24 protein-coding genes and 1 tRNA gene are annotated in these 20745 nt (G+C 63.8%); 15 read left to right on the forward strand and 10 right to left on the reverse strand.

Features of this window, described 5'->3' with window-relative positions:
- Positions 1-37: 37 nt before the first annotated feature.
- Both J0H39_15670 and J0H39_15675 read left to right on the forward strand, forming a co-directional pair.
- On the forward strand, positions 38-1216 hold the full coding sequence (locus J0H39_15670; GenBank protein MBN9498193.1) for a fumarylacetoacetate hydrolase family protein: 1179 nt from the start codon (positions 38-40) through the stop codon (positions 1214-1216).
- A 16-nt stretch (positions 1217-1232) separates the two neighbouring features.
- Positions 1233-2678 carry an aldehyde dehydrogenase family protein gene (locus tag J0H39_15675; GenBank protein ID MBN9498194.1) on the forward strand — a complete coding sequence of 482 codons (1446 nt, stop codon included), beginning with the start codon at positions 1233-1235 and terminating at the stop codon, positions 2676-2678.
- A gap of 59 nt (positions 2679-2737) precedes the next feature.
- On the opposite strand, the gene J0H39_15680 is transcribed toward J0H39_15675, so the two are convergent.
- A complete protein-coding gene (locus J0H39_15680; protein ID MBN9498195.1) occupies positions 2738-3202 on the reverse strand; it encodes a MarR family transcriptional regulator in 465 nt (154 codons plus the stop codon).
- A gap of 169 nt (positions 3203-3371) precedes the next feature.
- Between J0H39_15680 and J0H39_15685 the strand changes: the two genes are divergently transcribed.
- Positions 3372-4166 carry an alpha/beta hydrolase gene (locus J0H39_15685; GenBank protein ID MBN9498196.1) on the forward strand — a complete coding sequence of 265 codons (795 nt, stop codon included), beginning with the start codon at positions 3372-3374 and terminating at the stop codon, positions 4164-4166.
- 60 nt (positions 4167-4226) lie between these two features.
- On the opposite strand, the gene J0H39_15690 is transcribed toward J0H39_15685, so the two are convergent.
- Positions 4227-4871 (reverse strand): RraA family protein, encoded by a 645-nt coding sequence (locus J0H39_15690; protein MBN9498197.1) that lies wholly within the window; start codon positions 4869-4871, stop codon positions 4227-4229.
- 236 nt (positions 4872-5107) lie between these two features.
- Between J0H39_15690 and J0H39_15695 the strand changes: the two genes are divergently transcribed.
- The 5 genes from J0H39_15695 (at position 5108) to J0H39_15715 (ending at position 10170) form a co-directional block, all read left to right on the forward strand.
- Positions 5108-6478, forward strand: coding sequence for a carbohydrate ABC transporter substrate-binding protein (locus J0H39_15695; protein MBN9498198.1), 1371 nt, complete (start codon positions 5108-5110; stop codon positions 6476-6478).
- Between the two features lie 70 nt (positions 6479-6548).
- Entirely contained in the window at positions 6549-7424 is an 876-nt protein-coding gene (locus J0H39_15700; protein MBN9498199.1) for a sugar ABC transporter permease, read from the forward strand.
- Between the two features lie 10 nt (positions 7425-7434).
- Positions 7435-8271 (forward strand): carbohydrate ABC transporter permease, encoded by an 837-nt coding sequence (locus J0H39_15705; GenBank protein ID MBN9498200.1) that lies wholly within the window; start codon positions 7435-7437, stop codon positions 8269-8271.
- Complete coding sequence (locus tag J0H39_15710; GenBank protein ID MBN9498201.1) at positions 8271-9071, forward strand: phytanoyl-CoA dioxygenase family protein; 801 nt, start codon at positions 8271-8273, stop codon at positions 9069-9071. The genes J0H39_15705 and J0H39_15710 overlap by 1 nt, the downstream gene beginning before the upstream one ends.
- Positions 9072-9147: 76 nt before the next feature.
- On the forward strand, positions 9148-10170 hold the full coding sequence (locus tag J0H39_15715; protein ID MBN9498202.1) for an aldo/keto reductase: 1023 nt from the start codon (positions 9148-9150) through the stop codon (positions 10168-10170).
- 1 nt (position 10171) lies between these two features.
- On the opposite strand, the gene J0H39_15720 is transcribed toward J0H39_15715, so the two are convergent.
- Genes J0H39_15720 through J0H39_15730 form a run of 3 tightly spaced genes read right to left on the reverse strand, consistent with a single transcriptional unit; the run spans position 10172 to position 12544 of the window.
- Positions 10172-11185 (reverse strand): aldo/keto reductase, encoded by a 1014-nt coding sequence (locus J0H39_15720; protein MBN9498203.1) that lies wholly within the window; start codon positions 11183-11185, stop codon positions 10172-10174.
- Positions 11186-11221: 36 nt separating this feature from the next.
- Positions 11222-11869 carry a glutathione S-transferase family protein gene (locus tag J0H39_15725; protein ID MBN9498204.1) on the reverse strand — a complete coding sequence of 216 codons (648 nt, stop codon included), beginning with the start codon at positions 11867-11869 and terminating at the stop codon, positions 11222-11224.
- An 18-nt stretch (positions 11870-11887) separates the two neighbouring features.
- Positions 11888-12544, reverse strand: a complete 657-nt coding sequence (locus J0H39_15730; protein MBN9498205.1) for a type 1 glutamine amidotransferase domain-containing protein — start codon at positions 12542-12544, stop codon at positions 11888-11890.
- Between the two features lie 100 nt (positions 12545-12644).
- Here J0H39_15730 and J0H39_15735 point away from each other — a divergent pair, with 100 nt between their 5' ends.
- Complete coding sequence (locus tag J0H39_15735) at positions 12645-13556, forward strand: LysR family transcriptional regulator (GenBank protein ID MBN9498206.1); 912 nt, start codon at positions 12645-12647, stop codon at positions 13554-13556.
- 9 nt (positions 13557-13565) lie between these two features.
- Here J0H39_15735 and J0H39_15740 read toward each other — a convergent pair whose 3' ends face one another.
- On the reverse strand, positions 13566-14234 hold the full coding sequence (locus J0H39_15740; GenBank protein MBN9498207.1) for a glutathione S-transferase family protein: 669 nt from the start codon (positions 14232-14234) through the stop codon (positions 13566-13568).
- Between the two features lie 37 nt (positions 14235-14271).
- Here J0H39_15740 and phaZ point away from each other — a divergent pair, with 37 nt between their 5' ends.
- The 5 genes from phaZ to J0H39_15765 all read left to right on the forward strand — a co-directional run bounded on the left by phaZ (position 14272) and on the right by J0H39_15765 (position 18382).
- The gene (gene phaZ / locus J0H39_15745; protein MBN9498208.1) at positions 14272-15483 is read left to right on the forward strand and encodes a polyhydroxyalkanoate depolymerase; all 1212 of its coding nucleotides are present in this window, start codon (positions 14272-14274) and stop codon (positions 15481-15483) included.
- Positions 15484-15600: 117 nt separating this feature from the next.
- Positions 15601-16743 carry a hypothetical protein gene (locus tag J0H39_15750; GenBank protein MBN9498209.1) on the forward strand — a complete coding sequence of 381 codons (1143 nt, stop codon included), beginning with the start codon at positions 15601-15603 and terminating at the stop codon, positions 16741-16743.
- Positions 16744-16776: 33 nt separating this feature from the next.
- Positions 16777-17766, forward strand: coding sequence for a hypothetical protein (locus J0H39_15755; GenBank protein MBN9498210.1), 990 nt, complete (start codon positions 16777-16779; stop codon positions 17764-17766).
- Between the two features lie 92 nt (positions 17767-17858).
- A complete protein-coding gene (locus J0H39_15760) occupies positions 17859-18041 on the forward strand; it encodes a CsbD family protein (GenBank protein ID MBN9498211.1) in 183 nt (60 codons plus the stop codon).
- A 26-nt stretch (positions 18042-18067) separates the two neighbouring features.
- A complete protein-coding gene (locus J0H39_15765; protein MBN9498212.1) occupies positions 18068-18382 on the forward strand; it encodes a BON domain-containing protein in 315 nt (104 codons plus the stop codon).
- A 56-nt stretch (positions 18383-18438) separates the two neighbouring features.
- On the opposite strand, the gene J0H39_15770 is transcribed toward J0H39_15765, so the two are convergent.
- Entirely contained in the window at positions 18439-18645 is a 207-nt protein-coding gene (locus tag J0H39_15770) for a cold-shock protein (GenBank protein ID MBN9498213.1), read from the reverse strand.
- Between the two features lie 370 nt (positions 18646-19015).
- On the opposite strand from J0H39_15770, the gene J0H39_15775 reads away from it, so the two are divergent.
- The gene (locus J0H39_15775; GenBank protein ID MBN9498214.1) at positions 19016-19312 is read left to right on the forward strand and encodes a hypothetical protein; all 297 of its coding nucleotides are present in this window, start codon (positions 19016-19018) and stop codon (positions 19310-19312) included.
- A 48-nt stretch (positions 19313-19360) separates the two neighbouring features.
- On the opposite strand, the gene J0H39_15780 is transcribed toward J0H39_15775, so the two are convergent.
- From J0H39_15780 to J0H39_15790, 3 genes are all read right to left on the reverse strand, one after another.
- Positions 19361-19717 carry a PRC-barrel domain-containing protein gene (locus J0H39_15780; protein ID MBN9498215.1) on the reverse strand — a complete coding sequence of 119 codons (357 nt, stop codon included), beginning with the start codon at positions 19715-19717 and terminating at the stop codon, positions 19361-19363.
- A 367-nt stretch (positions 19718-20084) separates the two neighbouring features.
- Positions 20085-20573 (reverse strand): DUF2938 domain-containing protein, encoded by a 489-nt coding sequence (locus tag J0H39_15785; GenBank protein ID MBN9498216.1) that lies wholly within the window; start codon positions 20571-20573, stop codon positions 20085-20087.
- A gap of 57 nt (positions 20574-20630) precedes the next feature.
- Positions 20631-20706 (reverse strand) — tRNA-Glu (locus J0H39_15790).
- Positions 20707-20745: the final 39 nt, after the last annotated feature.

The following is a 20745-nucleotide window of genomic DNA, read 5'->3' on the forward strand; positions in this document are numbered from 1 at the left end:
GAGCCGTAAAACCGCCGCGCCGAGTTGGGGGAACGCTATGAATCGATTGAATTTCAGCGCCGCGCTGCCGGTCGACGCCGATACCGCGAGTCTGGTCGGCCGCGTTTGGCTGCCATCCGTAAACGGGCCCAGCGTCGTCGCCATTCGAAACGGCGAGGCGATCGACATCACCGCGACCTACCCGACCGTGCGCGATTTGTGCGAAACGCCCGACCCCGCCGCCGCTTTGCGCGCCGCCAAGGGCAGTTCGGTCGGCAGCGTCGCCGATCTGCTGGCGAATTCCGACGAAGCCTTCCGCGATCCCAAGAAGCCCTGGCTTCTCGCCCCCATCGACGTGCAGTCGATCAAGGCGGCCGGCGTGACCTTCGTCGCGTCGATGCTGGAACGCGTCATCGAAGAACGCACGCGCGGCGTGCCCGAACTCGCGGCGGCCGCGCGCGCGGAAGTGCTTGCCCTCGTCGGCGGCGATCTCGCGCGCTTGAAGCCGGGCTCGGAAGAGGCCGCGAAGCTCAAGGACTGGCTCGTCGCCAAGAACGCATGGAGCCAGTATCTCGAAGTCGGCATCGGGCCGGACGCCGAGGTCTTCACCAAATCGCAGCCGATGTCGGCGGTCGGGATCGGCGCCTATGCCGGCCTGCACCCGATGTCGCGCTGGAACAACCCGGAGCCCGAAATCGTGCTGGCGATCGCGTCCTCGGGCAAGATCATCGGCGCCACGCTTGGCAACGACGTCAACCTTCGCGATGTCGAAGGCCGCTCGGCGCTGCTGCTGGGCAAGGCCAAGGACAACAACGCGAGCTGCTCGATCGGGCCGTTCCTGCGGTTGTTCGACGCCAATTACACGCTCGACGACGTGCGCCAATGCGACGTGTCGCTGGTCGTGCAGGGCCAGGACAATTTCCGCATGGAAGGCAATTCGTCGATCAAGCTGATCAGCCGCGACCCCGCCGATATCGCGGGCCAGACGATCAGCGCCAATCATCAATATCCGGACGGCTTGGTCCTGTTCCTGGGCACGATGTTCGCGCCCACGCAGGATCGCGGCGCGCCGGGCCAGGGCTTCACCCATAAGGTCGGCGACGTGACCACGATCGCCACGCCGAAGCTGGGCTCGCTCATCAACCGCATGACGCTGACGAACGAGGCGCCGCCTTGGATTTTCGGCATCAGTCACCTTTATCGCAATCTCGCCGCGCGCGGATTGTTCAAGGGTTAATCAGGAGAATATCGACATGACTTTCATCGGCAAGAATCTGATCGGCGGCGAGTGGAAAGCCGGCGCGAACGAAGGCAAGGACGTCAACCCGTCCAACACCAACGAAGTCGTCGGCACCTACGCGCAAGGGGCCGCCGCCGACGTGGACGCGGCGGTCGACGCCGCCAAGGCCGCGTTCCCGGCGTGGAGCCGCTCGAACCCGCAGGTTCGCTACGAGATTCTGAAGAAAGCGTCGGACGAGGTGTTGGCGCGCCGCGAGGAACTGGGCACGCTGCTGTCGCGCGAAGAAGGCAAGACCAAGGCCGAGGGCATCGGCGAAGCGACGCGCGCGGGCCAAATCCTGGCGTTCTTCGCGGGCGAAACCGTGCGCTTCGGCGGCGAGAGCGTGCCGTCGATCCGCCCGAATATCGGCGTGGAAATGACGCGCGAGCCCGTCGGCGTCGTCGGCATGATCACGCCGTGGAACTTCCCCATCGCCATTCCGGCGTGGAAGATGGCCCCGGCGCTGGCCTACGGCAATTGCGTGGTCATCAAGCCCGCCGACCTCACGCCCGGCAGCGCCTGGGCGCTGGTCGATATTCTGCAACGCGCGGGCCTGCCCAACGGCGTGCTGAACCTCGTCATGGGCCGCGGCTCGGTCGTGGGTCAGCGCATCCTCGAACATCCCGGCATCTCGGCGATCACCTTCACGGGCTCGGTCGGCACGGGCCGCAACGTCGCGGCGGCGGCCATCGCCTCGCGCCCGATGAAGAAGGTGCAGCTCGAAATGGGCGGCAAGAATCCGATGGTCGTGCTCGACGACGCGGATCTGGCCATCGCGGTCGAATGCGCGGTCAACGGCGCGTTCTTCTCGACCGGTCAGCGTTGCACGGCCTCGTCGCGCTTGATCGTTCAGGAAGGCATTCACGACAAGTTCGTGGCCGCTGTGGTCGAACGCCTGAAAGCGTTGAAGGTCGACGACGCGCTGAAGGCGGGGACCGATATCGGCCCGGTCGTCGATGCTTCGCAGCTCAAGACCGATCTCGATTACATCGACATCGCCAAGAAGGAAGGCGCGAAGTTGGCTTGGGGCGGTGAACTCCTCAACCGCGAAACGCCCGGCTTCTATCTGCAGCCGGCGTTGTTCACCGAAACGACCAACGCGATGCGCATTTCGCGCGAGGAAGTGTTCGGGCCGGTCGCCAACGTCATCCGCGTCAAGAGCTACGACGAAGCTTTGGCGGTGGCGAACGACACCGAGTTCGGCCTGTCGGCCGGCATCTGCACGACCAGCCTGAAGCACGCGACGCATTTCAAGCGCAACAGCGAAGCGGGCATGGTGATGGTCAATCTGCCGACGGCGGGTGTCGACTATCACGTGCCGTTCGGTGGCCGGAAGGGCTCGAGCTACGGCTCGCGCGAACAGGGCAGCTACGCGCGCGAATTCTTCACCACGGTGAAGACCGCCTACACGCTGGCCTAACCGCCCGCGAATTCCGCGAAGACGGGGCCGGGTTCCGCGAGGGACCCGGCCTTTTTCGTTTATGCGTCGTGCCCGCGCGCGGGCATGCTGCGTTGGACCGCATCGCGCAGTTTTTTGACCAGACCGTTCAGCTCGCCCAAATAGGCCGGCGTTTCGCCCGACGCCGCCAGCAGCGCATCGCCCAAGCAACCCGCGCGCGCTTTGAGTTCGCGCCCTGCCGGCGTCAATTCGATGAAGACCTGACGCTCGTTCGCGGGATTGCGCGTCCGCCGCACGAACCCGGCCGATTCCAAACGCTTCAACAACGGCGTCAGCGTGCTCGATTCCAGCGTCAAACGCGCAGCGATCGCGCCGACGGTTTGCTTGTCGGCTTCCCACAGCACATTGAGCACGAGGTATTGCGGGTAGGTCAGGCCAAGGCCTTCCAAGAGCGGGCGATAGGCCCGCTGGATCGCGATTTCCGCCGAGTAGATGGTGAAGCAAAGCTGGTCGTCGAGCGGGACCGGGCCTTTTTCCGATGCCATTTCAATCTCCTAGCGGTTCAATGCTTGCTTAATCCGCAATAAAATATATCGCGATAAATAAGTGATTGACAAGAGTTCAGGCGATATGCGAGATAATGATTATCGCGATAACTGATATCGCAACAACAAAATTACTCGAACCCGACGATCAAGCCAGAGGAGATCCGATATGACCACCAACATCCGCACCACCCTGCTCGCCGCCGCCACCGCGATCGGCGTTGCCGCTTCGGCCGGCGCGCAATCGCCCCAACCGGCCGCGAATACCCAGGCCGTGAAGAATGTCGTGCTCGTCCATGGCGCGTTCGCCGACGGTTCGGGCTGGCGCGGCGTCTATGATCGCCTGACCGCGCGCGGCTATCGCGTGACGATCGTGCAGAACCCGCTGACCTCGCTCGCCGACGACGTGGCCGCCACGCGCCGCGTGCTGGCGCGCCAGCAAGGCCCCAGCCTGCTGGTCGGCCATTCCTATGGCGGCACGGTGATCACCGAAGTCGGCACCGACGCGAATGTCGCGGGGCTCGTCTATGTCGCCGCTTTGGCGCCCGACACCGGCGAGACGACCGGCGGTCAGTTCAAGGAAATCCCGCCGCCGGCGGAATTCGTGATCGAACCCCAAGCCGACGGCTTCGGCTTCGTGAATCTGGAGAAGTTCAAGATCGGCTTCGCCGGCGACACGACCGACGCCGACGCCGCCTTCCTGCGCGACTCCCAGGTGCCGATCGCCATGGCCGCGTTCGATGCGAAGATCACGCTGGCTGCGTGGCGCGCGAAGCCGAGCTGGTTCATCGTCGCGACGAAGGACAACGCGATCGATCCGCGCCTGCAACGCCAGACGGCCCAGCGCATCGGGGCACGGACGGTCGACGTCGAAGCCTCGCACGTGCCGTTCCTGTCGCGGCCCGACGAGGTCGCCAACGCGATCGACAATGCGGCGCGCGAGCTGAGCCGTCCCGCGCGCTAAGGCGGCGACGGTCGCGAAAAGTACGGGCCGGGTTCCGTGAAGGGACCCGGCCTTTTCTTTTCAGAACACCCGATAGCGCAGATAGGCCGCTTGCGGATCTTCGCCCGCGCGGATCGCCTTCACCATCTCGCCCTCGGTCGACATTTTCTTTTCCGACGCGGCGATGACTTCCTCCAGCTGCGCGCGCGGCACCAGAATGATCCCGTCGCGATCGGCGAGGATGTAGTCGTCGGGCAGCACCTGATGCGAACCGATCGAGATCGGTTCGCCGAACGCCTCGGCCCGCCACGCGCAGACGATATCGATCGGCGTGGCGTAGCGCGCGAAGACCGGAAAACGTTCGTCGCAGATCGCCTGGATGTCGCGACAGCCGCCGTCGACGATATACCCGCGTACGCCCTTCTTCTTCAGCGCCTCGGCGGACAATCCACCAAACAGAGCGCGCAAATCGTCTTGCGGTTGAACGACGACGACATGGCCCGACGGCGATTTCGACAACACGCCCGCCCATTCGTACAACGACGTATGCTTGTCGAGCGTGGGATCGGGCCGGCCGCGCACCGTAAACACGGGCCCCGCGCATTTCATCCAGGGCTCCAAACCGAGGATACCGCGCGGCAGAACGCGAATCGGCAGGCCCATATCCTTCATCACGTCGTGCACGACCGACGCGAAGCAGGCGTGGAGTCGATCGGCCAAGTTCATCGCGGCAGGCCCGCGATAAAATTGATGGAATTTTGAGCGTTCACCCGCATTGGCCGGTTCCCCCTATCGCTTACTTAAGCCGAGCTTAAAGGCCGCGCCGCGACGATCGCAATTCCAAAAACTTTGGATCGACATGCCGATGCGCCGGAATGTATAACGTCGCGGTCGCGCATCCATCGACGGTATCGGACAAGCATCCGGACCGCGACTTGCGCGGACGACAGGGAGGAAATGGAATGAAGCGTATTCTCGCATACGCCGCTGCGGCGGGTATTTTGGCCGCGGCCGCCATGCCGGCGACGGCGCAGGAAAAACTCGAAGTTTGGTGGGTGAAGGGCTTCTACAAGGCCGAAGACGACGCGTTGTTCGAAGCGATCCGCAAATTCGAAGGCAAGACCGGCGTCAAGGTCGAGCTTTCGCAATACGCCATTCAGGACATGATTCCGAAGACCGTCGCCGCACTCGATGCGCGCACGGTGCCGGACGTGGCCTATGCGGACGTCTACGATTTCCAAGTCACCAGCAAATGGGCCTTCGAAGGCCGCCTGGAGGATATCAGCAGCGTCATCACGCCGATGCTGAACACCTTCGCGCCCAACACGGTCGAAACGACCTTGCTGTGGAACGACGCGGCGAAGAAGCGCGCCTATTACGCCTTCCCGCTGAAGCAGCAGACGATGCATGTCCAATACTGGCGCGATCTGCTGACCCAGTCCGGCTTCAAGGAAAGCGACATTCCGAAGAACTGGGCCGAGTACTGGTCGTTCTGGTGCGACAAGGTGCAGCCCGGCTATCGCCGTGCCACGGGCACGCGCGGCTTCGCCATCGGCCAGCCGATGGGCGTGGACTCGTCCGACAGCTTCTATTCGTTCCTGACCTTCATGGACGCTTATGGCGTCAAGCTGGTCGACGACGACGGGAAGCTGCTGGTCGATCAACCCAATGTCCGCCAGGGCCTGATCAGCGCGCTGACCGACTACACGGCGCCCTACGCCAAGGGCTGCGTGCCGCCGTCGGCGACCAGCTGGAAGGATCCCGACAACAACGTCGCCTTCCACAACCGCACGAACGTGATGACGCATAACGCGACCATCTCGATCGCCGCCAAGTGGCTCGACGACATGAACAACGCGTCGCTCACGGCCGAGCAGCGCGCCGAAGCCAAGAAGCACTACGAAGAAAACATCGCCACGGCCGGATTCCCGAACCGTCCCAACGGCCAGCCGATGGTCTATCGCGCCGCCGTCAAGACCGGCGTCGTGTTCTCCGAGGCGCGCAACAAGAACCGCGCCAAGGAGTTCGTGGCCTTCCTGCTGCAGGAAGAAAACCTGACGCCGTACGTGGAAGGCGCGCTGGGCCGCTGGTTCCCCGTCACCAAGAACGCGCAGCAAGCCGCGTTCTGGCGCGCGGACAAGCATCGCCAAGCGGTGCAGGCGCAGTTCGCGGCGGGCACCGTGCCCTTCGAGTTCACCAAGAACTGGAAGTTCACGATCCTCAACAACGAAAACGTCTGGGCCAAGGCGATGAACCGCGTCGCCAGCGAAAAATGGGCGGTCGATCGCGCGGTCGACGAGATGATCGCGCGCATCAAGCAAGTCGCCGGCTGAGCCGGAACACGCGGGGCCTCCGCCATCCGCAAGGATGGTGGAGGCCTTTTTTCCAGATGCGAGCGACGCCATGACCACCGCCGCCAACACCGCACCGATCGTTTCCGCCGCTGCGTCGCCCAAAAAGGACGACGGCGGCTGGCAATGGTGGGGCACGCTTTTGGTGGCGCCCTATCTCGTCGTGTTCGTCGTGTTCGTGCTCTACCCGGTCGGCTACGGCTTCTGGCTCGGCCACAATATCGAGAGCTACGTCGAGATTTTCCACGACCCGATCTTCCTGCGCGCGGCGGTGAACACGGTCTTGTTCCTGCTGATCGCCGTGAACCTGAAAATGTTCGTGGCGCTGCTGCTATCGGGTTTCTTCGCCATTCCGCGCTGGTGGATCCGCATTCTGGGGCTGTTGTTCATCCTGCCCTGGGCCGTGCCGTCGATCCCCACGATCCTGTCGTTCCGCTTCATGCTGAATCCGGAATGGGGCGTCATCAACCAGCTTTATTTCAATCTGACCTTCGAAGACGGGCCCAATTGGCTCAACGATCCGATCCTGGCGATGAGCCTCGCCATGGTCGTCCATATCTGGAAGTCGCTGCCGTTCTGGACGCTGATCCTGCTCGCCGGGCGCCTCGCCATCGCCAAGGAATTGTACGAGGCCGCGTCGATCGACGGCGCCTCAAACGCGCAGAAATTCGCGCACATCACCTGGCCGTCGATGCGCCAGCTTTACGTGACCTGCACGATCCTTTCGATGTTCTTCACGCTGGGCGATTTCAACAGCGTCTATCTGCTGACCGGCGGCGGCCCCGCCGACCTCACGCATGTGCTGGCCACGCTCGGCATCCGCTATATCCGGCTCGACCGCGTCGATCTCGCCATGGCGTCGATCATGTGCGCGCTGCCGGTGATGCTGCCGATGATGGTCTACATGATGCGCCGCTTGTCGAAGTAGGAGCCGGGAAATGCGCAAAATCGTCGGCGAAGCCCGCCTGCTGCTGATCGGCATTCCCGTCTTCCTGTGGACGGCGATTCCGCTCTACCACATGATGCTGTTCGCCCTGTCGCCCAAGGAAGCCGCGTTCAAGGGCAAACTTTGGCCCGACAATCCGACCTTGCGCAATTTCGAACTCGTCTTCGGCCAGAAGCACTATTATCTCAACAATCTCTGGCACCAGATGTGGAACTCGCTGATCATCGCGCTGGCGGTCGGCCTGCTCACGCTCTTCGTGGCGACGGCGGCGGCCTTCGCGATCAGCCGCCTGCGCGTGCGCGGCGGGCGCATCATCATGAACATGGCGCTGCTGACCTATTTCGTGCCCGCCGCGTTCCTAGCGCTGCCGATGTACAAGGCGATGGCGACCTACGGCCTGCTCAACACCCAATGGGCGCTGATCCTGGCGATGGTGACGATCGCCACACCCTATGCGATCTGGGTGCTGAAACAGGCGGCCGACAAATTGCCGCTGGAATTGGACGAGGCCGCGATCGTCGACGGCGCCACAGCGCCGCAATTGTTCCGCCATGTTTTCGTGCCGCTGATGGCGCCGTCGATGGTGGCCGTGGGCACCTATGCGCTGCTGCTGGCGTGGAACGAATATCTCTACGCCTTCCTGCTGTTGTCGCGCGACGTGGACACGACGCTCGCCGTGGCGCTGGGCGCGTTCCTGTCGGCCGACGATTCGCCGTGGGAGTTGCTGATGACCACCGGCGTCATCTACGCGCTGCCGCCGGCGGCGATCTACTACACCTTCCGCCGCTATATGGCCGCCGATCTCACCTCCGGCTCCGTCAAGACGTGATGCTCAGCGACGCCGAGATTTCGCATTACCACCGCGAAGGCTATGTCGTCCCCGGCTTGCGTCTGCCGCCCGCGCGGCTCGAAAGCCTGCGCGGCACACTCGATCGTTTGATCGCCGAGAATCCCGGCATTCGCCCCGAACGTCTGGTCAGCGCGCATATCGAAGGCAAGAACGCCGAAGGCGTCAAAGGCAGCGCCGATTTCCTGGACATGGCGCGCGATCCCGCGATCGTCGACGCCGTGTCGCAACTGATCGGCCCCGACGTGATCTTGTGGGGCTGCCAGATTTTCTGCAAACCCGGCGGCAACGGGATGGAAGTGCCCTTCCATCAGGACGGGCATTACTGGCCGATTCGGCCGCTGGCGACCTGCACGGTCTGGGTGGCGCTGGACGATTCGAAGGTCGAGAACGGGTGCCTGCGCATCGTGCCGCGCTCGCACGCGTCGCGCACGCTGATGCCCCATATGCGCGAAGACCGCGACGACGTCGTGCTCAACCAGCGCGTCGCCGATCCCGGCTTCGATCCCGCGACCGCCGCGGATATCGAGTTGGAAGCCGGGCAAATGTCGATGCATGATATTTTCGCGATCCACGGCTCCAACCCCAATCGCAGCCCGAAGCGGCGCGCGGGCGTGGCCATCCGCTATATGCCCGGATCGTCGGTGTTCGGGCGCGACATCATCGAGCCCGGCGACGCCAGCGGCTACCGCGTCGATTTCTCGACACGGCCGATTTGGCTGCTCAAAGGCCAGGACCGCACCGGCCGCAACGATTTCAACGTCGGCCACGCGCATTCCTGAGTTGCGCCGCGCGTGATTGCCGGTTCCGCCCGGCCCTCGCTATCGTGACCGCCGCAATCGCAGGGAGGATCGACCTATGGAATATCGGCGTCTCGGTCATTCGGGGCTTCGCGTCCCGGCCTTGAGCTTCGGCACGGGCACGTTCGGCGGCAGCGGCGATTTCTTCAAAGCCTGGGGCTCGACCGACGCGGCGGGTGCGTCGCGTCTCGTCGATATCTGCCTCGATCACGGCCTCACCATGTTCGACAGCGCGTCGGGCTACTCGGCCGGCCTCGCCGAGGAAATTCTCGGCCAGGCGATCAAGGGTAAGCGCGACAAGGTGCTGATCTCGACCAAGGCGACCTTCCCCACCGGCCCCGGCCCCAACGATTACGGCTCGTCGCGGCAATACCTCACCGAAGCGGTCGACAAAGCGCTGAAGCGTTTGCAGGTCGATCATATCGATCTGTTCCAGTTGCACGGCCAGGACTACAACACGCCGGTCGAGGAAACGCTGGCCACACTCGACGGCTTCGTGAAGGCGGGCAAAATCCGCTATATCGGCTGCTCGAATTTCTCGGGCTGGCATTTGATGAAATCGCTGGCCGCGTCCGATCGCTATGGCTATCCGCGCTACGTGGCGCATCAAGCCTATTACTCGCTGCTCAACCGCGACTACGAATGGGAATTGCTGCCGCTGGGCCAGGACCAGGGCGTGGGCGCGGTGGTGTGGAGCCCGCTGGGCTGGGGCAAGCTGACCGGCCGCATCCGGCGCGGCCAGCCCGTGCCGGCGGGTACACGCGCTGCGCAGATTCCGGGGACGGGCCCGCGCTACGAGGAAGAGCGCCTGTTCCGCATCGTCGATGCGCTCGACATCGTGGCGAAGGATACGGGCAAGACGATCCCGCAGATTGCGTTGAACTGGCTGTTGCAGCAGAAGACCGTCTCGACGCTGATCATCGGCGCGCGCGACGAGAAACAGTTGCAGGACAATCTCGGCGCCGTGGGCTGGAGCCTGTCGGCCGAGCATCGGGCGGCACTCGAGGCGGCGAGCGATGTGACGCCCGCCTACCCCGTGTGGCACCAGCGCGGCTTCCCGATGCTGAACGAGAAGCGCTGAATTAAGCGCCGCCCGGCAGGGGTGCGGCGACGTCGATCACGCCCGACGCGCGCAGCTCCTGCCAGAACGCGGCCGGCACTTTTTCGTTGAGCGCCGCGCGATCCTCGGCGATGCGCCCCGGCTGGCTTGCGCCCGGGATCACCGCCGCGACGGCCTTATGGGCCAGCGCGAACTGCAAACCCGCCGCCTTCATGCTCACGCCATGGCGGTCGGCGAGCGCCTTGATCGCCGCGACTTTGGCGCGGATTTCCGGCGTCATCGGCGCGTATTCGAAATTGGGGCCGCCGACCAAAGCACCCGAGCTATAGGGCCCGCCGACGACGATCCCCAATCCGCGCGAAGCCACCTGCGGCATCACGCGCTGCAAGGCGCGGCCGTGATCGAGCAACGTATAGCGCCCGGCGAGCAGGAATCCGTCGGGACGGTTCTTCTCCAGGCCCAGCAGCAATTCGATCGGCTCGACGCGGTTGACGCCCAAGCCCCAGGCCTTGATGACACCTTCGTCGCGCAAGCGATCCAGCGTCTTGAAGGCGCCCTTGCGCGCCGTTTCGAAAACGTCGAGCCATTCGTCGCCGTAGAAATCCTGCGCGACGTCGTGGACCCAGACGATCTCGATCCGGTCGGTCTTGAGGCGCTTCAAGCTGTCCTCGATCGAGCGCAACGTCGCGTCGGCCGAGTAGTCGTTGACGATCTTGTTCGGACGGCCATGCTTGAACACGTCGCCCTTCTCGCCCAGGTCGCGCGCGCTGACGTCCTCGATTTCGTCGAGGATCAGGCGCCCGACCTTGGTGCTGATCACGTAATCGTCGCGTTTGCGCCCGGCGAGCGCTTCGCCCATGCGGATTTCCGCGAGACCCGCCCCATAGAAGGGCGCGTTGTCGAAGTAGCGGATCCCGTCGTTCCACGCGGCATCGACGGTCGCGCGCGCTTCCGCTTCGGGTATCGCGCGGAACATGTTGCCGAGCGGTGCGGTACCGAAGCCGAGCTTGCCGGGAAGGATGTCTTTGAGAGCCATTGTCGTAACCTTTTGGGAGAGAGGGGGCGGCCGCGCTTACGCGGCCATCGCGGGGGCGGGAAAATCGGGCAGCTTGTTGGGCGTGACCAAACCTTGGCGCACGGCATCGCGCGTCAGCATCCGGTCGAACCACGCCTTCAGCTTCGGATAGGCGTCGATCGGGAAGTGCATCTGCACGGCGGTCCACACCCAGCCCATGAAGGCGATGTCGACGATCGAATACTCGTCGCCCAGGAACCACGGCTTGTCGTCGGGCAGGATCGTCTCGATCACGCGGTTCAGGCGCTCGGCCTCGGCCATATAGCGCTTGATCGCATAGGCCGGCTTCTCGGGCGCGAAGATCGTGAACCAAGCGCGCTGGCCGTACATCGGCCCCACGCCCGACGCCTGGAAGAACAGCAATTCCAGCGCGCGTTGACGCTTCTTCGCGTCGGTCGGCAGCAGCTTGCCGGTCTTCTCGGCGAGGTAGAGCAGGATCGCGTTGGATTCCGAGATCGTCAGCCCCGATTCGTGATCGACGATCACCGGCACCTTGCCGTTGGGGTTGAGCGCCAGGAATTCGGGGGACTGGCCCTCGCCTTCCCAGATTTTAACGATCTTCGTTTCGTGTTCGAGACCGAGTTCGTTGAGCGCGATCTGAACCTTGTAGGGGTTCGGGGCGCCATAGGCATAGAAGGTGATCATGGGGTTGGTTCCTTTTCGTTAGATCAGGGAGAGAACTTCCGCGGCGACGGCCGCCGAGGATTGCGGGTTCTGGCCAGTGATAAGGCGGCCATGGCGATAGACGTTCGGCGTCCAATCGGGGGCGGCGTGATGGATGGCGCCGAGTTCCTTGAGGCGCGTTTCCAGCAGGAACGGCACCTTGTCCGTGCCGTCGACCGCGCGTTCCTCCGCATCGGTGAAGGCGGCGACATGGCGGCCCGCGATGAAGGGCGTACCGTCCGCGCGGCGCATCCCGGCGAACACGGCGGGCGCATGACACACGGCCGCGATCAGGCGGTTCGTCGCATCGAAGCGGAACAGCAGATCGTGCAGCTTGCGGTCATAGGGCATGTCGAACACCGTGCCGTGACCGCCGGGCAGGTAGACGACGTCGAAGGCCTCGGCGTCGAGCGTGTCGAAGGCGGGCGTATCGGCAAGTTGCGCGATCGCATCGCGCCATTCGACGATCTGCGCGGGCGTGGGATCGCTTTTCGGATCGACCGGCACCTTGCCGCCGGCCATCGACGCGACCGTCACTTGGTGGCCCGCCTTGGTGAAGGCGAGATAGGGAACGGCGTGTTCTTCCAGCCAGATTCCGGTCGGTGTGCCGTCGAGCATCCGGTCGTGGCTGGTGAGGACGAAGAGGATCTTGGACATGTGGGGCAACTCCTTTTGGATGCCCCGATCATGTTCCCGCCCCAGCTATTCTAAAAATTTATTATTTTGATTTTAGATATTCACGCAGCAATATAACTGGATGCGCTACGACCTGAATCTGCTGCCCGTGTTCCTGGCCTTGATGGAGGAGCGCAACGTCACGCGCGCCGCCGTCCGGCTCGGCATCACCCAGCCCGCCTTGTCGAACGCCTTGAGCCGGCTGCGCGTCACGCTCAACGATCCGCTGTTCGTGCGCGAGCGTTACGGCATGCAGCCCACGCCCAAGGCGCTGGAATTGGCGCCCGCGATCTCCGGCGCCCTCGCCCGGCTCGACGATCTGATTTTGGGCCAGCGCGATTTCGATCCCGCCAAGGCGGCGCGTCAGATCGTCATGGCGCCCAACAGCTACGTCGAATTCGCGATCGTGCCGTCGATCGTCACGCGGCTGCGCGATCTAGCGCCGAAGATGAGCCTGCGCCTCGTGCCCTACGGCACCGATCTCGCCGAAACGGGCGTGATCTCCGGCCAGACCGCGATGGCGCTGGGGCGCATCATCGACCCACCGGACAATCTGATCGTCCAGCATTTGATGAGCGACAGTTTACAATGCGTCGTGCGCGCCAACCATCCGCGCATCGGCAAGCGCATCACCAAGCGCGAATACGAAGGGATGAAGCACGTCAACGTGCTGCCGCCCGGGCGTTTGCGCGCCGGGTTATTCCAAGCGCTGCAACGCCAAGGCTTGAAGCGCGAGGTGGCCGTGTCGGTCACGCATTTCCTGGCGGTGCCCGAAATGATCGCGGCGACGGATTATTGCGCGACCTTGCCCACGCAGATCTGCCGGCGCCTGACGCACGACAAGCGCCTCAAATTCATGCCCGCCCCGGTCGATCTGGGCACGTTCCCGGTGCAGATGGCGTGGCATGTGCGCTATCGCAACGACCCGGCGCATCGCTGGCTGCGCCAAGTCGTCGCCGACGTGTGCCGTGAGATCGCGGCGGCGGTTGAGTAGAGGGGCCGCCTAGAACTCGACGTCGAGTTCTTCGACTTCCTCGGGCTCGGCCTTCGCCGCTTCGGTCCATTCGACCAGCGGCGGGAATTTCAGCATCGTGTCGCGATAGGCGGCGCAAGGCCCGTCGAGCTTCACGTTATACGTGGCGAAGCGCGTGCACACGGGCGCGTACATCGCGTCCGCCGCCGTCGGCTTCTTGCCGAACAAATACGGCCCGCCATATTGCTTCAGGCATTCGCGCCAGATCGCGGCGACGCGTTCGATGTCGGCCTGCGCGCCCGCCCAGACCTTGAATTGCTCGTGGCGGGTTTTGAGATTCATCGGCAGTGCCGACCGCAGATTCGCGAAACCCGAATGCATTTCGCCGCAAACCGCGCGGCAATGGGCGCGCGCGGCTTGGTCGGCCGGCCACAGACCCGCATCCGGCTTCACCTCGTGCAAATATTCGGCGATCGCCAGCGTGTCCCACACCTTGACCGGCCCATGTTCCAGGCACGGCACGAGGAAAGACGGCGATAAAAGCAGCAATTCCGCGCGGGTGGACGGATCGTCCAGCGACGCGACCTTCTCGGTAAATTCCAGCCCGGCCATCTTGCACAGCAGCCAGCCGCGCAAAGACCACGAGGAATAGTTCTTGCTACTGATGGTCAGAGTACTGGTCATGGGCGCTTTTGCCATGACCATTCTGAAAGCAAAATTCGAGCCGATCGCCGTGATGCTCTACTCGCTTTATCAATCGGCTGCCGATTCCTTTCTCCCGGCGCGGGCCTTCGCGGCGGCGGCGGGTCGCGGCTTCTCCTTCGGGGAGACCGAAACCGCCGATAATTGGCGGGCGGCCGGGGCGTTGTGCGAGATGATGAGCCGCGCGGCGTTGAGCCATCGCCGCCCCGCTTTCGGCATCGACCAAGTCATGCTCGGCAACGAGATGGTGCCGGTCGTCGAGGAAAAAGTGACGGCCACGCCGTTCGGCACGCTGTTGCGCTTCGTCAAAGAAGGCGCGCCCGTTCAGCCCAAAGTTCTGGTCGTGGCCCCGCTCTCCGGGCATTTCGCCACGCTGCTGCGCGAGACGGTGCGCGTGCTGCTCCCCGATCACGACGTGCATATCACCGATTGGGCGAATGCCCGCGACGTGGGCGTGTGGAACGGCCGTTTCGGCTTCGACGAATATGTCGAGCACATCATCAAGTTCCTTGAGAAAATGGGCCCCGGCTCGCATGTGTTGGCCGTGTGCCAGCCTTGCGTGCAGACGCTGGCCGCCGCCGCGATCATGGCGGAGGACGACAATCCCGCCCAGCCCGCCAGCATGACGCTGATGGCCGGGCCGATCGATTGCCGGGTCAATCCCACCAAGGTCAATCACCTGGCCACCAGCAAACCGATGAGCTGGTTCGAGCGCAATCTGATCAGCTATGTGCCGCTGCGCTTCGCGGGCGCCATGCGCCGCGTCTATCCCGGTTTCCTGCAACTCACCGCGTTCATGAGCATGAATGCCGAGCGGCATTTGAAAGCGCAATCCGATTTGCTGCGCGCCCTCGCCAAGGGCGATACCGAGCAGGCGAACACGATCAAGAATTTCTACGACGAATACTTCGCCGTGCTGGATTTGACGGCCGAGTTCTATTTGGAAACGGTCGAGCGTGTGTTTCAGAAATACGAACTGGCGCGCCGCGAACTCAAATGGCGCGGCCGCAAGGTCGACACCAAGGCGATCCGCCGCACGGCGCTGTTCACGGTCGAGGGCGAGCGCGACGATATCTGCGCGCTGGGCCAAACGGTCGCGGCGCATGATCTGTGCGACGGGTTACGGCCCTATCGCAAGAAGCACTATATGCAAGCCGGCGTGGGGCATTATGGCGTGTTCGCCGGGCGGCGCTGGGCGGGGCAGATCTACCCGCTGGTGCGCAACACGATCCTGTCGAACGAGTAAACGCACGCCACCGCTCCAAAATTTGGGCGTCGATTTCCTAAAGAATGCACAATCTTTGACGTTGCAGTGCGCCATTGTGCACTGCACAATGGCGGTATCCCAATCGTGGAGACCGCCATGAATATGCAGGTTATCGACGCTGCGAAACTGGCCTCTCTCGAACACCCCGCCGGCGACCCCTTGCGGCTGAACCGCAGCGCTTTCGTCGCGGTCGATCGCCACCGCGACGCGCCCTATAACGCGACCTATCGCCCGCAAGCGCTGTATAGCCGCGCGGAGAACGGGTTCCAGGCGAACAACGAGACCTTTCTGCTGCACGAAGTCGCGACCAATCTGCCGATCCATCGGCCCGATACCGGCCCGACCGATTTCCATATGCATCTGCCGCCGGGCGGATTCCAATTCGTGCTGGTGACGTCGGGGATGTTCACCTTCGATTACGACGGGCGGCTGCATTATGTCGGGCCCGGTGCCGTGATGCTGCAAAGCGCCATCGTGCATCGCCAATTGTTCTATACGTGGTCGGGGCTCGACACCGAAGCGAACCTCGCCACGCCTCAATCGGCGGTGCCCGACGCGATGACGATGGGTTATTCGGGCAAGTTCCTCGAAGCCTTCATCACCGACCCGACCAGCTTCCCCAACCCGACGATCGTGCCGAGCGACGCGGTCAACGAAGCCGAAACGCCGCGCACGGCGTTCGGGCATGCGCTGCACGATCGGCCGAAGGGCGCCGATTTTTGGGTGCAGGACGCGCTATCGCTCGATGCGCTTTACAAACCGTTGCCCCTCGGCGCGCCGATCAAGTCGGACGCGCCGGTCTATGTCCGCGATCTGAGGATCGAGGCGCCAAGCGGAAATCTCGTGACCGGCCATATCATCGCGACCGATCCGCGCGAACATTCGCTGCTGCCCAAATCGTCGAGCGGCGGCGCCGATCCAGCGATCCTCGCCAAAGGCGCGGTCGCGATGTATCGCGTCATCCGCGGCACGGCGCGTTTCAAAGACGCCGACGGCAAGACGATCGATCTGAGCGCGGGCGACGTCGTCACCACCGGCGCCAACGCGGCGACACTCGTCGAACTCGGCGAAGACAGCCAAGTGCTGCGCCTGGGCTTGCTCGACGGCATGGACAATCTGCGCAAATGGACGCCGGCCCAGCGCGACGCGATCGACGGGCTGGGCGGCAAGATCATCGCGCGCACGCAAGTGCGGCCGTTGCGCCTCGACGGTAATCCGGTCGGCTATCTCTACACTTGATAAACACGCCGATGCTGGGAGGATACGCGTCTTATGACGCGTATTCCCCAGTTGAAATTCGGTTGTACCGGCGGCGGCGCCACGCATTCCGATGCGGCGATCCCCGACATCGCCACCAAAGTGCGGATGATCAAGGATGCGGGCGTGTTCGACTATATCGACCGCTCGCCGCCCGACGAGGAATTCCGCGACCTGCTGAAGGCGAGCGAGCAATGCGATCTGCCCGTGCTCGCCAGTGGCTGGTTTTACACGGCGGGCCGGGACGAGGCGTTGTTCGAGCGCAATATCGTCAAGGCGCGCCTGCTCGGCAGCCTTGTCCATAACGTGCAATTGATGACGCAGCACGCCGACGGCCATGTGCTGACCGACGCGGAAGTCGCGGAATTCTACCTGCGCGCCCATGATTTCGGCATGCGCCACGGCGTGACGCCGTGTTTCGAAGTCCACGTCAATATGTGGTCGGAGCATTACGGCCGCGTGGCGCGCGTCGCCGCCTTGGTCGAAGCGCGCGGGATTCCGTTCCGCATGACGCTCGACCACAGTCACGTCATTTTCAAGATCGACAATCCGGTCGAGCAGGACGTGCAAGCCATGCGCGAGGACGTCGAAACCGGCAAGGTCGTGCTCGACCCCGCGAAACCGGGGAATGTCTGCGCGCAATGGATCGCGGCGAATTACGTGGCGCACGCCCATGCGCGCGCGACGATCCCCGCCAACCCGATCAATACGCGCGCCAAACATCCCGACGGCAGCTATGGGCGCGGCATCCAATATCCGTTCGTGCGGCCGGAACCCGGCCAATATGTCGCCGATTGGGACGAAGCGAAGCTCGAACCGTGGAAGCGCGTCCTGCGCGAACTGTTCGCGCATCACGCGGCGGACGAGAAGAGCCCGCTCGCCATGATCTCGTGCGAGTTCATCCCGAATATCGATTACGGTGCGGGACACGGTTATTCGATCTTCGCGAACAACGTCGCTTGCGCGCACTGGATGCGCGCCGAATGGGCCAAGGCTTCCGCGTAGTTTCCGAGGCTACGGCGCGTCGGGGCTTTTTCCTAAGTTCGATGGTGATCGGCGGCGACATGCCGTCGCCCCACCCGAACAGGAGAAAGCCCATGGACAAGGATCGCGTCGAAGGCATCGCCAAGCAGATCAAGGGCGGCGTCAAGGAAGCCGCCGGCAAGGCGCTGGGCGACAGCAAGCTGGAAGTCGAAGGCCGCGCCGAGAAGGCGGTCGGCAAGGTTCAAAACGCGATCGGCGGCGCCAAGGACAAGCTGCGCGACGCCGTGAAGCATTGAGCCTTCGCGCCGAAAGGAGAATCACGATGCAACGATCCGCGAAATTCGCCGCGGCGCTGATGCTGGCGCTGGCCGGTGCCACGATGGCCGCGTGTACGGCCACCCCGACCCGCGAAAGTGCGGGCGAATATATCGACGATTCGGTGATCAGCACCAAGGTCCGCGCGCAGATCCTGGGCGATAAGGATCTGAAGCTGACGCAGATCGACGTCGAGACGTTCAAAGGTGCGGTTCAGCTCAGCGGCTTCGTCGACAGCACGGCGGCGAAGGCGCGCGCGGGCGAAGTGGCCGCGCAGGTCGCGGGCGTGACCCGCGTCCACAATAATTTGGTCGTCAAATAATCCCGCCCGAATACGCGGGAAGCAAAAAGGGGCGGCCAAGGCCGCCCCTTTCGATCTCAGACGGCGCGGATGTTGACCGCCGACGTCTTGCCGTTGCGGCCCGTCTCGAGCTCGTAGCTCAGCTTCTGGCCTTCGCCGACGCTCTGCATGCCAGCGCGTTCGACCGCCGAAATGTGCAGGAACACGTCAGCCTTGCCGTCTTCCGGTTGAATGAAGCCGTAGCCCTTGGTGGCGTTGAACCACTTGACCGTACCGATCGCCATGTATTTTTCCTCAACGATAAACAACTCGCCGCGACCATCGCAGCAAGCATCAATTTCGGTTCCGGGGAATTCTTCGAGGGCACCAGGGGGGCCATCAGGAAATACGCCCAACCTGCTTGACGAAGCGCAACATGCCCGACAATCGCGTTTCGGGCAATCCGATTCGTTCGCAGCGCATTCGCCGGTATCTATTCGGGCCCGCTTCGGGTAGGGTGCGTTTCGTTCTTGCCCGAAGAATTTCCCGGTGCTGTCCGTTGCCATCGAAAGGTCGGACGCCGGAAAATCGAAAAAAATCAAAGACTTCGACGCGCGCACGCATCGACGATGCGTCGTGCGATGCGGATTTTCGTCATTTACGAAAGGTATCTTCATGAGCTTCGCCGCCGCCCGTAAACCCGCCGCCTTCCCCAAGCGCCCCGTGATCCATGTTTTCAAGATCGGCCAGGCCGTGAAGCTGATGCGCGGCTTCGGGCATCATCCGCAGAACACCAATCTCTACCGCGTCGTCGGCGCGCTGCCGCCGCTGGGCGCTTCGTTCCAGTACCGGATCCGCAGCGACCACGAACGCCACGAGCGCATCGCGCTGGAAGACGATCTGGAAGCGGTGCGCATGCCCGCCCACGGCAAAGGCGGCGCGCACGCCGCCGCCGTGTTCGGCGCCGAGTAAGTCACGACGCTCGCCGGCCGGTCCCCCCGGCCGGCGGGCGCCGAACGTTCAGCCGCGATAGTTGAATTCCGGCAGCGCCTTCAGACTATCCTTGGTGGCGCCGCGCAAGACCAGGCGATCCTCGCGCTTTTCGATCGCGCTGTAGGGCACCAGCACATAGCGCGTGCCGATGCCGAGGAACCCGCCCACCGACAGCACCGCCACCGGTGCGCGATCCGTGGACGTGACGATCAGATCGTCGACCTTGCCCACCGTCTCGTTCGCCTCGTTGACCACATTGCTGCCCACGACCTCCGACGAGCGTTGGCCGCCGGCGACGGTCGCCGCATCGACGCGCGTCAACGGGCCGGAAGACTGCGTGGCGGGCGATTGCGAGAGCGGTGCCGGCGCCGAAGGCGCTGTCATCGGCGCCGTCGGCGATTGCTGGATCGGCGGCTGGGGCGTAACGCTTTGCGCCGAAGCCGGTGCGGCAAGCGCGATCGCGGCGGCGACCAGAACGGCGTGAGATGCGTAGCGCATAATGTGTCTCCTTTTCGGGGAAGTTCGGCCGGCGATCGTCGGGCGGCTTTGCCGCCGCCGCCGGCGCGAGCCGATCGAATCCGCAACCGGCGGACCGATCGAAATCGGGCGCGTCCGAATGACGGCCCATTCCCGAAAGACTAGAAGCTCGATCGCAAAACCGGCAGCCTCGGATTCCACGTGCCGCACGCGGCTTCGCGCGGAAATTTACGGCGCGCGCTTGCCGTCACGCGCAATTTTGGCGTGTGTGCCGCTAACTCAAGCGCGCGACGACCAAGGCCGAGCCGTAGAGCCCGATCGCGAAGACGGTGTGGGCGAGAATATTGAAGAGCCGCACTTGCATCGGATTGGGGCGTTTGGACGCGGCCCAGCCCGCCCCCATGCCCGGCTGCAACAGGAACCACCCGGCGCCGATCGTGACCATGCCGAGAATCCACGCCGGCAGGAAAGCCGGCGCCGCCAGCCATTCGGACCCGGCGAAGAAAATCAGTGCGCCCGCGTAGAGAATGCCGATCGCGTAATGCGCGATCCAACCGATCGCCAATTCGTGGGGCCAAGGTGCGGCGGCGGTGATGTCGTCGTGAAAGACTTTGCCGCCCGTCAACCCGCAGAACCAACGTCCGACCAGCGCCCAATTCGGCAACGGCATCTTGAACGCGACGTTGAGGAAGATCGCCCAGAGATCCATCAGCGCGGTGGCACCAACGCCGATCACGATCGCTTTGAAAATCAGTTCCAGCATCGCGCGCTTCCCCTTCGACGTGATCGCGTTCGCGTTATTTTTGAAGCGGCGTGCCGCTGGCGTCCCCACGGGGATTCGAACCCCGGTCTGCACCGTGAGAGGGTGCCGTCCTGGGCCTCTAGACGATGGGGACAGGCCTTCGGAAGGGCTGAGCATGTAGCCCATTGGCGCG

It is taken from the genome of Alphaproteobacteria bacterium (assembly GCA_017308135.1).
Taxonomy (GTDB): domain Bacteria; phylum Pseudomonadota; class Alphaproteobacteria; order CACIAM-22H2; family CACIAM-22H2; genus Tagaea.